The following is a 15,982-nucleotide window of genomic DNA, read 5'->3' on the forward strand; positions in this document are numbered from 1 at the left end:
GATCGTTTCCCGCTTATTTCGGACGCTTGGCACCGTACTTCGAACGGCGCTGCTTACGGTTCTTGACGCCCTGGGTATCCAGCACGCCGCGGAGGATGTGGTAGCGCACGCCGGGCAAATCCTTGACGCGGCCGCCGCGGATCATGACCACCGAGTGCTCCTGCAGGTTATGGCCCTCACCCGGGATGTAGCCGATCACCTCGAAGCCGTTGGTCAGGCGCACCTTGGCGACCTTGCGAAGCGCCGAGTTCGGCTTCTTCGGCGTCGTGGTGTAGACGCGCGTGCACACGCCGCGCTTCTGCGGCGATTGCTGCAGCGCCGGCACCTTCTTGCGCGACTTCTGCACTTCTCGTGGATTTGCGATCAGCTGGTTGATCGTCGGCATGCAGCCTTCACCCTTTTAGTTCGCGCGGAACCTTGAATGGCTCCGCCAATATCTTCTCGGGATCAGCCGTCCCGTACGGCCCGTCCGGCGCGCGACAAACGTCCACGCAAAACGAAATCACGCCAACCACCCATCGCTGAGCGGAAAGCGCTTCGACGCCACAGAGGACCTCGATCCGAACCTGATCAGCGTTCGCTGTTCAGTCCGCAATCGAGGTCATGCATCCGAATTCACTCTCAAGAGGACTTGCTCAAGAGAACCAAAATCGTCCTGGCATTGCCTAGCTATAATCGACAGCGTCTGAGCGGCATTCGTCGAGGTTGGTGCCCGTCCGGTTCCCTAGGAACCGTCAGGGTGTTCCGTTCCGACGTTGGCGTTGCTCACCGCCTGTCGTTAAGTGGCCGCCTTGTATAAGCGCAAGATTGTGAAGTCAAGCAAAACGATAATCAAAGAAACACCTCTGGCGCCTACAGATTTTGCATTCAGGTCCGCGCTCTCCTGCTCGAAATCGCGACGTCACCCATCCCGATCGGCCGCCCCAGGATCATCATTTCATCCGGATAAAATAAGCTTCCCAGCTTCGTCTTCAAGGTCGGCGGTGTAAACTAAGCATTTATTTGCCATTCGCAGCGCAAAAAGGAGGGTGCCAGGGCCCGAGAACCTCCATGCGGTATACAGATGTCGCGATTATCGGCGGAGGCCTTGCGGGCTCGACCGCGGCGGCCATGCTCGGCCGCGACGGCGTCCCGAGCATCCTGATCGATCCGCATCAAATCTATCCCTTCGATTTTCGTGTCGAGAAGATCAGCGGCGGGGTGCAGCTCGAGCGATTCGAAAGGACGGGCCTGGCCCAATCCGTGCTGCGTTCGGCCACGCTGGACGGGGAAAACTGGATCGCCCGATTCGGCTATCTGCTCGACAAGGTGCCGAGCCAGCAATTCGGCATCATGTACGATGCGCTGGTCGGCGCGATCAGGGCAGAGATGGTCGAACCTGCGGAATTCATCTGCGACAAGGTCATCGGTGTCACGACCAGCGACGAGCGGCAGAAGCTTGTACTCGCCAATGGAGACACGATCTCGGCGCGGCTCGCGGTGCTCGCCAGCGGGCTGAATGTCGGGTTGCGGAGGGCGGTCGGGATCGAGCGGCGGCTCGTCAGCGCCTGCCATTCCATTTCAATCGGCTTCGACCTCGTGCCGGTGGGACGGCCCGCCTTCCCCTTTCCGGCGATGACCTATTTCTCGGAGCGGCCGAGCGACCGTATCCCCTACCTAACGCTGTTTCCGGTCGGGAGCCGGATGCGCGCCAACCTCTTTACCTATCGCCAGGCGGACGATCCCTGGCTGCGCGCGATGCGGCATCATCCAGTTGAGACGCTGAACGCCGCGCTGCCGCGCCTGCGCCGGATCACCGGCGAATTCGATGTTTCCGGCGACATCAAGATCAGGCCCGCCGACCTGCATGTCAGTACGGGCTACGTGCAGGCCGGCATCGTACTGGTCGGTGACGCTTTCGCGACCACCTGCCCCGTAACCGGCACCGGCACCGACAAGGTGTTCACCGACGTCGCGCAGCTCTGCAACATGCATATTCCGGCTTGGCTTGCGACGGAGGGCATGGGCGCGGACAAGATCGCCGCGTTCTACGACGATCCGCTCAAGAAGGCCTGCGACGCCTGGTCGAACGACAAGGCGTTCAAGTTCCGCTCGGTGTCGATCGATACCGGGCTTTACTGGCGGCTCCAGCGCTGGACGCGCTTCCTCGCCTATCTCGGCGACGGGACATTACGGCGAACACGCAAGGTGATCAGGCCGGAGCGGAAACTTCGCGCTCACTCCTCGTCACCATCCTCCTCGACTTCGTCATCATCCTCATTGTCGTCGTCGGCCTGAGCTGCCGACGTATGGCCCTGATCGTCCCATAGCTTGCGGTAGACACCATTCCTGGCGAGCAGTTCGGCGTGCGAGCCGCGTTCGATCGCCCTGCCGCCGGAAATCACAATGATCTCGTCCATGTCGACCACGGAGGTGAGCCGGTGGGTTGACCAGATCATGGTTCGGCCTGTCGCGACCTTGAGCAGCGTGCGATTGATCGCGGCCTCCGTGGTCTGGTCGAGCGCCGACGTTGCTTCGTCCAACAACAGAACCGACGGATTGCGGATGATGGCGCGGGCAATCGCAATGCGCTGACGTTGGCCACCTGACAACGTGTCGCCGCGCTCGCCGACCGGCGTGTCGTATTTCTGCGGCAGGCTCATGATGTAGCGGTGGATCTCGGCCTTCCTGGCAGCGTCCTCGACCTCGGCGTCGGTCGCCCCCTCCTTGCCGAGCCTTATGTTCTCGCGGATCGACATGTTGAACAGCATGTTCTCCTGGAACACCACCGCCATGCCCCGCCGCAGCGACTCGCGAGTCACGCGGCGGATGTCGACGCCGTCGATGGTGACGCGACCCTCGTCCGGCACATAGAGCCGAAGGATGAGATTGAGCAACGTGCTCTTGCCGGAGCCGCTCGGGCCGACGATCGCGATGCTTTTGCCGGCATTGAGCTTGAGAGTGAGATTGTCGAGCACCGGCGTCAGCGCCCCTTCATATTGGAAGCTGACGCGGTCGAAGGTGATGTCGTTAGTGATGCGTGGCAAATCCGGCGCGCCGGGACGGTCGGCGCCGCGGGTTGGCTCGTCCAGCAGTTCCTGGATATGCCGCACCGCTGCCGCCGACTGGATCGACACAGGGATGAAATGCATGAGATGGGCGATGTTGTAGGACACCTCCCAGAACGCACTTTCGAAGGTGACGAAGGTGCCGATCGTGATCTGGCCCTTGGTCGCGAGATAGGCGCCGATCGCGAGCACCACGAGATGCAGCAGCAGCACCGCGATGGTGACGGTGCGCTCCACCATGGTCGACAGGAACATGGCGGAGGCCGCCTTCGTTCTGACCTCGCGGTTGCGCATGGTGAACCAGCCGAGCGCGCGCCTTTGCAGGTTGAAGGCCTTCACCACCGCTTGCGCGGCGACGTTCTCCTGCACAGTCGCGAGCAGCGCCGATTCGTTGAGCTTCTGCTCGTAATTGGCCTGCACCGCTTTCGGAGTCAGGATGCGGGGACCGATCAGCGTGATCGGAAACACCAGCAGCGCAACGACCGCGAGCTGCCAATTCAAGAACAGCATCAGGATGATGCCGGCAATCATTTCCAGGAACGGCAGCGCAGCACTGTTGGCGAAGGTCTTGATCGAACCCTCGAACGCCGAAAGGTCGATCGAGAAGCGCGACAGGATCTCGCCGCGCTTGGTACGCGCAAAATAGGACGACGGCAGGTTCTGGACGTGATCGAACAGCCGCGTCCGCACGTCGGAAATGATGCTGGCCGCGAGCCGCGCATCCCAGCGCTCGTACCAGACCGCGATAATCGAGGTGACGATGCCGGCGACCGCAAGCACGCCGAGGATCTTGTAGAGAGCCTGAAAATCCTCCTCGCCGAGCGCGTCGTCGATCAGGAACTTCAGGCTGAGCGGCATGATGACGTTGAATAGCGTCTCGACCACCACACCGAAGGCGACGAAGGCGAACAGCCGCTTGTAGGTGCTCAGGAACGGCCTGACGAAGCCATAGATCGTGGCGAGCGCACCGGCGGCTTCCTTGGCGGTAAAGACGACGAGATCCTCGTCGTCCTCATCGTCGTCGAGCTCGTCGTCGTCCCTTTCCTCCTCATGGTCCTCGGGCGCAACCTGCGCTCTGGCCTTGGCGGCTGGCTGGCTCGAACCGGCCACCGCAAGCCTATTCTTCAGCTCGGGATCATCGGCGCCGGCCAGATTCGGATCGTCGGAAGCAGGAGGCTTGGGCGCCATAAAACCAACCGATGCTGCACGGCCGGCATGACCGCAAATTGAGGGCGCCGCGAAAACGCGACAACCCCGATCCTATGCGATCACGGTGAGATCAGCAAAGCAATTGGCATCGACGATGTACCGCACCAAAGGCGCGGCACAGAGCGGCACTCCACGTCGCAGCCGCGCGGCTAGTCGTTCTCGGCCTCGACCTTATCGAAGAACGAGTAGCGCAAAGCGTCGGCGTCGCCATACCAATGCCCCGGTCCCTTGTTGGCCGCGAGAGTCGCGGCCCACAGCGCCTCGGTACAATCGTGGCGATGCATCGCGAGATCGAAGCCGTTGCCAAAGAACAGCTCCGACCATTCCCACCAGGTGGCGAGCTTCTTCACGCCGCGCAGCAGGTCGTAGCGGTCGATCAGCGCCGGCGCCATGTCCGACGTCACCGAGCCGAATACGAGGCCGGTCTTGACGACGCGATTGAGCTCGCGCACCGCGCGCACTACCTGCTTGCCGCTGAGATGACACAGGCTGGTCTCGAACACGAAGTCGAACTCGTTGGAGTCGAACGGCATGTCGACGATTGAGCCGAACTTGTTGTATTTCGTCAGCGCCGTCGGCGTCTTGCCGTGGATGTAGCGGTTGTTCTCGATACCCCAGGCATCGATACCGCGTTCGCGCAGCGCACCGACCAGTTCGCCGCTGGCGGAGCCGGCGACCAGGAGCTTGTAGCCCTTCTCCCTGCCCCACACGGTGTTGATCAGGTCTATCAGAAAGGACGGATCGGTGAAGTGGCGCCACGCCTCGCTGTACGGACCGACGTTCCGGTAATTCTCGAAATAGCTGCGGTCGATCTTGTCCGACAGAATTGCCGTTGTCTGCGACTGGGCACGGCGCAGCCGTATCATCTCGGTGAGGATGATGTCGGTCGCAGCATCCGAGGAGTCGAGCAGACCATTCAGCGTCGAATCGAACAGATAATCGCCGACTACCACGATCCCAGGATGCTCCTTCGGCTCGGGACGGTGATTGGTGAGAACGTCGCGCACCGGCAGCCCTCCGGGCAGCGCGTTCACCGACGACAGCCAGCGCTGGATCTTGCCTTCCATGAAATGCGCACGGGCATCGCCAAACGCGGCGGGCAACGATTTCAGTGCGGTGTCGATCAGTTCCTGGTCGGTGAGATTGGCGAAAGCCAGCGCGTCGGAGCCCGCAATCAGCCAGTTCAGGACGCCGTGCCTGCCGACGTCATGGCGCGCGCCTTCGTTGTAGACGCAGCAGCCGCCGAATGCTTCCGACATGAACCAGGCGCCTGGGATCTTCTCGCCCCAGAACGGTTCGTCGAACAGGATCGAGACGCGCAGATAGTGCGCAGGCCGGTCGAAATAGGCGATGTGCTTGACCATCGACTTGCGCAACTCTTCGCCGTCCCAGCCCATCGTCGCGAGCCAGGAATGCGGCAGGCAAACCAGCACGAGGTCGAAGTCGCGCGTCTCCGGCCCTTTGCCATTCATCATGTTGAGCTGATAGCGGCCGCTTGCGGTCTTGCCGACCTTGAGGACCCGGTGGTTGAGATGGATGTCGGCATCGACCTCCGAGCGCAGACACTCGATCAACTGCTCGTTGCCGTTCTGAATCGAGTACAGACCGATATAGCCGTCGATATCCATCACGAAGTTCTTCAGCGCGTTGAGTCCGTTGGTGTTGTGACTCTCGGTCGCGATGTCGGAGCGCGCCATCACCTTGAAGAAGCGCTTGGCAATGGGATCCTCGACCTCCTCGTCGAGCACCTGCTCGCAGGTCTTGTAGGCCCAGGGGTGTTCGTTGTCGTGCGCGCCGACGCCTTCGTAGTATTCGATCGGCGATACCAGCTCGGTGCAGCGGTTGCGGAAGGCCTCGATTGCGTCAGCGGTCTTCGGCCCGTATTTGCGTCGCACACCGGCGACATCGGCGAGCAGTTCGCCGTCGAGATGCACCTGCTCGGCATCCATCGGAATTGTCTGCAGACCGAAATGCTGGATCAACTCGCGCAGCGGGTCGGGCCCGGTCATCGAGTAGTCGTAGATCTCGGCGACTCCGGCTTCGTACATCGCGGGCGCAGTGTCGAACTTGCGCGTGGCGATCTTGCCGCCGAGACGATCCGACGCCTCGAAGAGCGTGACGCGGCAAAGGTCGCCGAGCTTGCGCTTCAGGTACCACGCGCTCATCAGGCCGCCGGGGCCGCCGCCAACGATTGCAAGATCAAACATGTACGTTCCGTCGTCTCCGGACCCGCGAAGCGGCCGGCCTAAGCCAAATTAGCAAAAGCGCTTTTCACTCTGAAGGAAAGATGAACAAAGCAGGTTATCGCAGCGCAGCAAAGGAAAGAAAGCAGCAAAAAGGCCGGCACGGAGCCGGCCTTTTCGTCCATTACCGTAGTCTTGCGGATGCTATTCCGCGGGCGGCAGGGCCAGCGGCTCCGCTTCCGGGGCCGTCGGCACGATCGCCGCCTGCTTCTCGCGCTCGTCGAGGATCAGCTTGTCGCGCTTGACCGCGACCTCCCGGATCCGCGCCATCGAGGCACCGGTGCCGGCCGGAATCAGGCGGCCGACGATGACGTTTTCCTTGAGGCCCTCGAGCGGGTCCACCTTGCCGTTGACGGCCGCTTCGGTGAGCACGCGCGTGGTCTCCTGGAACGATGCCGCCGAGAAGAAGGAGCGGGTCTGCAGGCTCGCCTTGGTGATGCCGAGCAGAACCGGCGTACCCGTGGCGGGCTTCTTGCCCTCCTCCTTAGCCTTGCTGTTGAGCGCGTCGAACTCGATCTTGTCGACCTGTTCGCCCACGATCATATCGGTGTCGCCCTGGTCCGCGACCTCCACCTTCTGCAGCATCTGACGGACAATCACCTCGATGTGCTTGTCGTTGATGAGCACGCCCTGCAACCGATAGACCTCCTGGATTTCGTTGACCAGATAGGCAGCGAGTTCCTCGATGCCCTTGATCGCCAAGATGTCGTGCGGCGCCGGATTGCCTTCGACGATGAAATCGCCCTTTTCGACGACATCGCCGTCCTGCAGATGAATGTGCTTGCCCTTCGGGATCAGGTACTCGCGCGGCTCCTCGGTCTTGTCCATCGGCTCGATCGAGATGCGGCGCTTGTTCTTGTAGTCGCGGCCAAAGCGAATCGTGCCCGCGGTTTCGGCGATGATCGCCGCATCCTTCGGCTTCCGGGCCTCGAACAGCTCCGCCACTCGCGGCAGACCGCCGGTGATGTCGCGCGTCTTGGCGCTCTCGGTCGAGATACGCGCCAAGATGTCGCCGGGCTGCACCTTCGCGCCGATATCGACCGACAGAATGGCGTCGACCGACAGCATGTAGCGGGCATCGCCGCCACGTGCGAGTTTCATCACCTTGCCGTCCTTGCCCTTGACCACGATGGCCGGACGCAGATCCGAACCGCCGCGCGTCGTGCGCCAGTCGATGACCACGCGCTTGGCGATACCGGTCGACTCGTCCAGCGTTTCCGAAATCGACTGGCCCTCGACCAGATCCTCGAACCCGATCGTGCCCTCGACTTCGGTCAGCACCGGGCGGGTATAGGGATCCCACTCCGCGATGCGCTGGCCACGCTTCACCATGTCGCCATCGTCGACATGCATCCGCGAACCGTACTGGATGCGGTGCGTGGCGCGCTCGGCGCCGTCGGCGTCGACGATTGCAACGACCATGTTGCGCACCATCGCGATCAGGTGACCGTCGCTGTTCCGGGCGATGGCCTTGTTCTTGATCACGATCTTGCCGTCGAAGTTCGATTCCACGAACGACTGCTCGTTGATCTGCGCCGCACCGCCGATGTGGAACGTGCGCATCGTGAGCTGCGTGCCGGGCTCGCCGATCGACTGTGCCGCGATGACGCCGACGGCCTCACCGTGGTTGACCGGCGTGCCGCGCGCGAGATCGCGGCCGTAGCACTTGCCGCAGATGCCGTTGACGAGCTCGCAGGTCAGCGCCGAGCGGATCTTCACCTCCTGGATGCCAGCCTGCTGAATCGCGTCGACATGGCTCTCCTCCATCAGAGTATCGCGCTTGACGATCACGCTGTTGCTGGCGGGATCGCGCACGTCATCACAGGCCACGCGGCCCAGGATGCGGGAGCCGAGCGAGGCGACGACCGTGCCGGCATCGACGATGGCGCGCATCTTGATGCCGAGTTTGGTGCCGCAGTCGGCCTGCGTGATGATGCAGTCCTGCGCGACGTCGACGAGACGGCGGGTCAGGTAGCCGGAGTTCGCGGTCTTCAACGCGGTGTCCGCGAGGCCCTTGCGGGCGCCGTGGGTCGAGTTGAAGTATTCGAGCACCGACAAGCCTTCCTTGAAGTTGGAAATGATCGGCGTCTCGATGATCTCGCCCGACGGCTTGGCCATCAGGCCGCGCATGCCGGCAAGCTGGCGCATCTGGGCCGGCGAACCGCGCGCACCGGAGTGGGCCATCATGTAGATCGAATTGATGTCCGCGTCCGCTCCGCTCGCCGTCTTCTTGGTCGCGGAGATTTCCTTCATCATCGCCTTGGCGATTTCCTCGGTCGCCTTCGACCAGGCGTCGACGACCTTGTTGTACTTCTCGCCATGGGTGATCAGGCCGTCATTGTACTGCTGCTCGAAATCCTTCGCCAGCGTACGGGTGGTGTCGACGATCTTCCACTTGCCGTGCGGCACGACCATGTCGTCCTTGCCGAACGAAATGCCGGCCTTGAACGCATTATAGAAGCCGAGCGCCATGATGCGGTCGCAGAAGATCACCGTCTCCTTCTGGCCGCAGTGGCGATAGACCTGGTCGATGACGCCGGAGATCTCGCGCTTGGTCATCAGCTTGTTGATGATGTCGTACGAGATCTTCGGACTCTTCGGCAGCAGGTTGCCGAGCATGACGCGGCCCGCGGTGGTTTCGATCCAGCGCTTGGACGGCTTGCCTTCCTCGTCGGTGCCCTCCCACCGGTACTTGATCTTGGTGTGGAGGTGGATGACCTTCGAATGCAGGGCGTGCTCGAGCTCAGCCAAGTCGCCGAAGATCTTGCCCTCTCCGGGCAGTCCTTCGCGCATGATCGAGACGTAGTAGAGGCCCAGCACGATGTCCTGCGACGGCACGATGATCGGCTGGCCGTTCGCCGGGTGCAGGATGTTGTTGGTCGACATCATCAGCACGCGCGCTTCGAGCTGCGCTTCGAGCGACAGCGGGACGTGCACGGCCATCTGGTCGCCGTCGAAATCGGCGTTGAAGGCGGCGCACACCAGCGGATGCAACTGGATCGCCTTGCCCTCGATCAGCACCGGCTCGAACGCCTGAATACCGAGGCGATGCAGCGTCGGCGCGCGGTTGAGAAGCACCGGATGCTCGCGGATCACCTCATCGAGGATATCCCAGACCTCCGGACGCTCCTTCTCGACGAGCTTCTTGGCCTGCTTCACCGTGGTGGACAGACCCTTGGCGTCGAGTCGCGAATAGATGAACGGCTTGAACAGCTCGAGCGCCATCTTCTTCGGCAGGCCGCACTGATGCAGGCGCAGCTCGGGGCCGACCACGATCACCGAACGGCCCGAATAGTCTACGCGCTTGCCGAGCAGGTTCTGACGGAACCGGCCCTGCTTGCCCTTCAGCATGTCGGCGAGCGATTTCAAAGGACGCTTGTTGGCGCCAGTGATGACGCGGCCACGGCGGCCGTTGTCGAACAGCGCGTCGACCGCCTCCTGCAGCATGCGCTTTTCGTTGCGGATGATGATGTCGGGCGCACGCAGCTCCATCAGCCGCTTCAGACGGTTGTTGCGGTTGATGACGCGGCGATAGAGGTCGTTGAGATCCGACGTCGCGAACCGGCCGCCGTCGAGCGGCACCAGCGGACGCAGGTCCGGCGGAATCACCGGCACGACCGTCATGATCATCCATTCCGGCTTGTTGCCGGAGAAGCGGAAGGCTTCGACGATCTTCAGGCGCTTGGCGAGCTTCTTGTGCTTGATGTCCGAGTCGGTCTCGGCCATGTCGGCGCGCAGCGTCGCCTCGAGCTTCTCGAGGTCGAGGCCCTTGAGCAGCTCGCGGATCGCCTCCGCGCCGATCATGGCGGTGAAGCTGTCCTGGCCGTATTCGTCCTGCGCCTTCAGATACTCGTCTTCCGACAGTAGCTGACGGTCCTTCAGCGCGGTCAGGCCCGGCTCGAGCACGACGTAGTATTCAAAGTAGAGGATCCGCTCGAGATCCTTCAGCGTCATGTCGAGCAGGAGGCCGATGCGCGATGGCAGCGACTTCAGGAACCAGATGTGGGCAACCGGCGCTGCGAGCTCGATATGGCCCATGCGCTCGCGCCGGACGCGCGACAGCGTCACCTCGACCGAGCACTTTTCGCAGATGATGCCCTTGTACTTCATCCGCTTGTACTTGCCGCACAAGCACTCGTAGTCCTTGATCGGCCCGAAGATGCGAGCGCAGAACAGACCGTCGCGCTCGGGCTTGAACGTGCGGTAGTTGATGGTCTCCGGCTTCTTGATCTCGCCGTAGGACCAGGACAGAATCTTCTCCGGAGACGCGATCGAGATCCGGATCTGGTCGAAGACCTGAGCCGGCGTCGTCGGGTTAAAAAGATTCATAATCTCTTGGTTCATGGTCTTCTCCTCGCGTGCCGATCGTCACCGGCAGCAAATTCGAAACTCTTCTCTGGCTCGCGCTCCGCTCGCCCTGCGAGCGAAGCGCCTGATGCCCGGTGAAGTCGGCCGGGCATGAATCATCGTGTTACTCGGCCGCCTCGGAGGTCGGCGCCGCTCCCATCTTGGAATTGTGCAGGTCGACGTTGAGGCCGAGCGAGCGCATTTCCTTGACCAGCACGTTGAACGATTCCGGAATGCCGGCCTCGAACGTGTCGTCGCCGCGAACGATCGCCTCATACACCTTGGTACGGCCGGCCACGTCGTCCGACTTCACGGTCAGCATTTCCTGCAGCGTGTAGGCGGCGCCGTAGGCTTCCAGCGCCCAGACCTCCATTTCGCCGAAGCGCTGGCCGCCGAACTGCGCCTTGCCGCCCAGCGGCTGCTGGGTGACGAGCGAGTACGGACCGATCGAACGCGCGTGGATCTTGTCGTCCACGAGGTGGTGCAGCTTGAGCATGTAGATGTAGCCCACCGTCACCTTGCGATCGAAGGCATCGCCGGTGCGGCCGTCGTAGACGGTCGACTGGCCGGAGGCGTCGAAGCCCGCGAGCTTCAGCATCTCCTCGATGTCGGCTTCCTTGGCACCGTCGAACACCGGTGTCGCGATCGGCACGCCGTGGCTCAGGTTGCGGCCAAGCTCGACCAACTCGTTGTCGTTCAGCGTCTTGATGGTTTCATCGTCGCCATAGATCCGCTTCAGGGTCTCGCGCAGCGGCTTGAGATCCTGCTTCTGATAGTAGGAGTCGATGGTCTGGCCGATGCGCTTGCCGAGGCCCGCGCAGGCCCAGCCCAAATGCGTCTCCAGAATCTGACCGACGTTCATGCGTGACGGCACGCCGAGCGGATTGAGCACGATGTCGGCATGAGTGCCGTCTTCGAGGAACGGCATGTCCTCGATCGGCACGATCTTCGACACCACGCCCTTGTTGCCGTGACGGCCGGCCATCTTGTCGCCGGGCTGGATCTTCCGCTTCACCGCGACGAAAACCTTGACCATTTTCATCACGCCGGGCGGCAATTCGTCGCCACGCTGCAGCTTTTCGACCTTGTCGAGGAAGCGCTGCTCGAGGCCCTTCTTCGACTCGTCATACTGCTTCCGCATGGCCTCGATCTCGGCCATCAGCTTGTCGTTCGGCGAGGCGAACAGCCACCACTGCGACTTCGGATACTCGTCGAGCACCGCACGGGTGATCTTGGTGTCTTTCTTGAAGCCTTTGGGACCGGCAATGCCCTGACGGTTCTCCAGAAGCTCGGCGAGGCGGTTGTAGACGTTGCGGTCGAGGATCGCCTGCTCGTCGTCGCGGTCCTTGGCGAGACGCTCGATCTCCTCGCGTTCGATCGCCAGCGCACGCTCGTCCTTGTCGACGCCGTGGCGATTGAACACGCGCACTTCCACGATCGTGCCCTGCACGCCCGGAGGCACGCGCAGCGAGGTGTCGCGGACGTCGGAGGCCTTTTCACCGAAGATGGCGCGCAAGAGCTTCTCTTCCGGCGTCATCGGGCTTTCGCCCTTCGGCGTGATCTTGCCGACCAGGATGTCGCCGGCGCGCACTTCCGCACCGATATAGACGATGCCCGCTTCGTCGAGGTTCTTCAACGCTTCTTCCGAGACGTTCGGAATGTCGCGCGTGATTTCCTCGGGTCCGAGCTTGGTGTCGCGCGCCATCACCTCGAACTCCTCGATGTGGATCGAGGTGAAGACATCGTCCTTTACGATCCGCTCCGAGAGCAAAATCGAGTCTTCGAAGTTGTAGCCGTTCCACGGCATGAACGCGACCAGCACGTTGCGGCCGAGCGCAAGCTCGCCGAGATCAGTCGAGGGACCGTCGGCGATGATGTCGCCCTTCTTGACGGCGTCGCCGACCTTCACCAGCGGACGCTGGTTGATGCAGGTCGACTGGTTGGACCGCTGGTACTTCATGAGACGGTAGATATCGACGCCCGACTTGGTCGGGTCGAGATCTTCCGTGGCGCGGATCACCACGCGGGTGGCGTCGATCTGGTCGACCACGCCCGAGCGGCGGGCGGCGATCGCAGCACCGGAGTCGCGAGCCACGACGCCTTCCATGCCGGTGCCGACGAACGGCGCCTCGGCACGAACCAGCGGCACCGCCTGGCGCTGCATGTTCGAGCCCATCAGCGCGCGGTTGGCGTCATCGTTCTCGAGGAACGGGATCAACGCCGCGGCAACCGAAACGAGCTGCTTCGGCGACACGTCCATGTAGTCGACCTTGTCAGGGGTTACCGGCAGCACTTCGCCGGCGTGACGGCAGACCACCAAGTCCTCGGTGAAGCGACCCTTGGCGTCCAGCGGCACGTTGGCCTGCGCGACGCGATAGCGGCCCTCTTCCATCGCCGAGAGGTATACGACCTCATCGGTGACGCGCCCTTCCTTCACCTTGCGATAGGGCGTCTCGACGAAGCCGTATTTGTTGACACGTGCGAAGGTCGCAAGCGAGTTGATCAGGCCGATGTTCGGACCTTCAGGCGTCTCGATCGGGCAGATGCGGCCGTAGTGCGTCGGGTGCACGTCGCGCACCTCGAAGCCGGCACGCTCGCGGGTCAGACCGCCCGGGCCAAGCGCCGACAGCCGCCGCTTGTGGGTGATCTCCGACAGCGGGTTGGTCTGGTCCATGAACTGCGAGAGCTGCGAGGAGCCGAAGAACTCGCGCACGGCGGCAGCCGCCGGCTTGGCGTTGATCAGGTCCTGCGGCATCACGGTGTCGATATCGACGCTCGACATGCGCTCCTTGATCGCGCGCTCCATGCGGAGCAGGCCAATCCGGTACTGGTTTTCCATGAGCTCGCCGACCGAGCGCACGCGGCGGTTACCGAGATGGTCGATGTCGTCGATTTCGCCCTTGCCATCGCGCAGGTCGACCAGCGTCTTGATGACGGCGAGGATGTCTTCCTTGCGCAGCGTGCGATGGGTGTCGGGGGCGTCGAGCTCAAGACGCATGTTCATCTTGACGCGGCCGACCGCGGAAAGGTCGTAACGCTCGGAGTCGAAGAACAGCGACTGGAACATGGCCTGCGCCGAATCCAGCGTCGGCGGCTCGCCCGGGCGCATCACGCGGTAGATGTCGAACAGCGCGTCCTCACGCGTCATGTTCTTATCGGCCGCCAGCGTGTTGCGGATGTAGGCGCCGACATTGACGTGGTCGATGTCGAGCAGCGGCAGGTCCTTGTAGCCCTGCTCGTTGAGCACCTTGAGCGACTTCTCGGTGATCTCCTCGCCGGCCTCGGCGTAGATTTCACCGGTCTTCGGATTGACGAGGTCCTCAGCGAGGTAGTTGCCGACGAGTTCCTCGTCCGACATGCGGAGTGCCTTGAGGCCCTTTTCCTGGAGCTGGCGCGCCTGACGCACGGTCAGTTTCTTGCCGGCCTCGAGCACCACCTTGCCGGTGTCTGCGTCGACCAGGTCGTTGACGGTCGAATAGCCGCGGAAGCGGTTGGCATCGAACGGCACGCGCCATCCGTCCTTGGTCCGCTTGTAGGTGATCTTCTTGTAGAAGGTCGAAAGGATCTGCTCGCCGTCGAGACCGAGCGCGTACATCAGCGAGGTCACTGGAATCTTGCGGCGGCGATCGATGCGCGCGAACACGATGTCCTTGGCGTCGAACTCGATGTCGAGCCAGGACCCGCGATACGGAATCACGCGCGCAGCAAACAAGAGCTTGCCGGACGAATGGGTCTTGCCCTTGTCGTGGTCGAAGAACACGCCGGGCGAACGGTGCATCTGCGAGACGATGACACGCTCGGTGCCGTTGACGACGAAGGTGCCGTTCATCGTCATGAGCGGGATGTCGCCCATGTAGACGTCCTGCTCCTTGATGTCCTTCACCGACTTCGCGCCGGTCTCCTCGTCGATATCGAACACGATCAGGCGCAGCGTCACCTTGAGCGGCGCAGCGAAGGTCATGCCGCGCTGGCGGCACTCGTCGACATCATATTTCGGCGGCTCGAATTCGTAGCGGACGAATTCGAGCATCGAGGTGCCCGAGAAATCCGAGATCGGGAACACCGAGCGGAAAACGGCCTGCAGGCCCTCGTCCTCTCGCCCGCCGGCCGGCTCATCGACCATCAGGAACTGGTCATAGGACGCCTTCTGAACCTCGATGAGGTTCGGCATCTCGGCGACTTCCTTGATATGTCCGAAGAACTTGCGAACGCGTTTGCGACCGGTGAATGTCTGCTGCGCCATCGTGGCCTCTCATTTTCGTCGCCTTTGTGGGGCGAACCTTCCGGGCGCCGACTGCCATCGGTCCCGGGTTGAATGTCGGATCGTCTTGAGGGAACCAAGTTCGAATTAGGAATTAAATCCCCAACCCGGTCTTGCAGCCTTCAAAACGCAAAACGACGCGCGGGCGCTCGACCGCACCCGCCCGTCACAACCTTGTGCTTCACGGACTGAAAAAGCCCGAAATCTGACTGTCTCCCAACGGCTTCCGCCGGGAGCCCTGCCGCCCCCGCCGCCGACCGTGTTTTTCGCTGCCTTCCCGATATGGGGAGGTATTATGGAGATTCGAGGGTTAAGTCCACGAATCCCCACACTTTTTTGTGTTCGGCGCGCCACGCGACAACCTGTCGCGCACCGCTTGCCCCTCCACCCCTGTCATGCCCGAGCTGCGCCCAACCATTCGGAAGCTTGGAGAGGAATCCCGGATCTAGCTCGGCCGCCCGGGATTTCGCCCAAGAAACTTGCGTTACTTGAGCTCAACCTTTGCGCCGGCCTTCTCGAGCTGGGCCTTGATCTTGTCGGCTTCTTCCTTGTTGACGCCTTCCTTGACCGGCTTCGGCGCGCCTTCGACGAGGTCCTTGGCCTCCTTCAGGCCCAGACCGGTGATGGCGCGGACTTCCTTGATGACCTCGATCTTCTTGTCGCCAGCGGCAGCCAGCACGACGGTAAAGTCGGTCTTCTCTTCGGCCGGCGCTGCGGCAGCGCCACCGGCGGCGGGGCCAGCCACCGCGACAGCGGCGGCGGCGGACACGCCCCACTTTTCTTCGAGGAGCTTGGCGAGCTCAGCCGCCTCGAGCACGGTGAGGCTCGAGAGGTCGTCGACGATTTTCTGCAAGTCAGCCATTGATCTGTATCCT

General features: G+C 62.4%; 7 protein-coding genes. 1 reads left to right on the forward strand and 6 read right to left on the reverse strand.

The genetic code is table 11. The features are described from left to right. Positions 1-13: 13 nt before the first annotated feature. Positions 14-385 (reverse strand): 30S ribosomal protein S12, encoded by a 372-nt coding sequence (gene rpsL, locus JQ553_RS05455; RefSeq protein ID WP_006611834.1) that lies wholly within the window; start codon positions 383-385, stop codon positions 14-16. Between the two features lie 665 nt (positions 386-1,050). On the opposite strand from rpsL, the gene JQ553_RS05460 reads away from it, so the two are divergent. Continuing rightward, positions 1,051-2,277, forward strand: a complete 1,227-nt coding sequence (locus tag JQ553_RS05460) for an NAD(P)/FAD-dependent oxidoreductase (RefSeq protein ID WP_212498899.1) — start codon at positions 1,051-1,053, stop codon at positions 2,275-2,277. On the opposite strand, the gene JQ553_RS05465 is transcribed toward JQ553_RS05460, so the two are convergent. The 5 genes from JQ553_RS05465 to rplL all read right to left on the reverse strand — a co-directional run bounded on the left by JQ553_RS05465 (position 2,217) and on the right by rplL (position 15,969). Further along, positions 2,217-4,235, reverse strand: a complete 2,019-nt coding sequence (locus tag JQ553_RS05465; protein WP_212498900.1) for an ABC transporter ATP-binding protein — start codon at positions 4,233-4,235, stop codon at positions 2,217-2,219. The genes JQ553_RS05460 and JQ553_RS05465 overlap by 61 nt on opposite strands. 170 nt (positions 4,236-4,405) lie before the next feature. Next, on the reverse strand, positions 4,406-6,463 hold the full coding sequence (locus JQ553_RS05470; RefSeq protein ID WP_212498901.1) for an FAD-dependent oxidoreductase: 2,058 nt from the start codon (positions 6,461-6,463) through the stop codon (positions 4,406-4,408). Between the two features lie 180 nt (positions 6,464-6,643). Further along, positions 6,644-10,843, reverse strand: a complete 4,200-nt coding sequence (gene rpoC, locus JQ553_RS05475; protein ID WP_212498902.1) for a DNA-directed RNA polymerase subunit beta' — start codon at positions 10,841-10,843, stop codon at positions 6,644-6,646. 127 nt (positions 10,844-10,970) lie between these two features. After that, positions 10,971-15,089: a DNA-directed RNA polymerase subunit beta gene (gene rpoB / locus JQ553_RS05480; RefSeq protein ID WP_212498903.1), complete on the reverse strand. Its 4,119-nt coding sequence runs from the start codon at positions 15,087-15,089 to the stop codon at positions 10,971-10,973. A gap of 502 nt (positions 15,090-15,591) precedes the next feature. Beyond that, positions 15,592-15,969, reverse strand: a complete 378-nt coding sequence (rplL, locus tag JQ553_RS05485; protein WP_050402243.1) for a 50S ribosomal protein L7/L12 — start codon at positions 15,967-15,969, stop codon at positions 15,592-15,594. Positions 15,970-15,982: the final 13 nt, after the last annotated feature.

The sequence above is a fragment of the Bradyrhizobium lablabi genome (assembly GCF_018131005.1).
GTDB classification, from domain to species: domain Bacteria; phylum Pseudomonadota; class Alphaproteobacteria; order Rhizobiales; family Xanthobacteraceae; genus Bradyrhizobium; species Bradyrhizobium lablabi_D.

What these genes read in the sequence shown, in the direction of transcription:
- rpsL (WP_006611834.1), bottom strand. Translation starts at nt 385, where the DNA reads ATGCCGACGATCAACCAGCTGATCGCAAATCCACGAGAAGTGCAGAAG.
- JQ553_RS05460 (WP_212498899.1), top strand. Translation starts at nt 1,051, where the DNA reads ATGCGGTATACAGATGTCGCGATTATCGGCGGAGGCCTTGCGGGCTCG.
- JQ553_RS05465 (WP_212498900.1), bottom strand. Translation starts at nt 4,235, where the DNA reads ATGGCGCCCAAGCCTCCTGCTTCCGACGATCCGAATCTGGCCGGCGCC.
- JQ553_RS05470 (WP_212498901.1), bottom strand. Translation starts at nt 6,463, where the DNA reads ATGTTTGATCTTGCAATCGTTGGCGGCGGCCCCGGCGGCCTGATGAGC.
- rpoC (WP_212498902.1), bottom strand. Translation starts at nt 10,843, where the DNA reads ATGAACCAAGAGATTATGAATCTTTTTAACCCGACGACGCCGGCTCAG.
- rpoB (WP_212498903.1), bottom strand. Translation starts at nt 15,089, where the DNA reads ATGGCGCAGCAGACATTCACCGGTCGCAAACGCGTTCGCAAGTTCTTC.
- rplL (WP_050402243.1), bottom strand. Translation starts at nt 15,969, where the DNA reads ATGGCTGACTTGCAGAAAATCGTCGACGACCTCTCGAGCCTCACCGTG.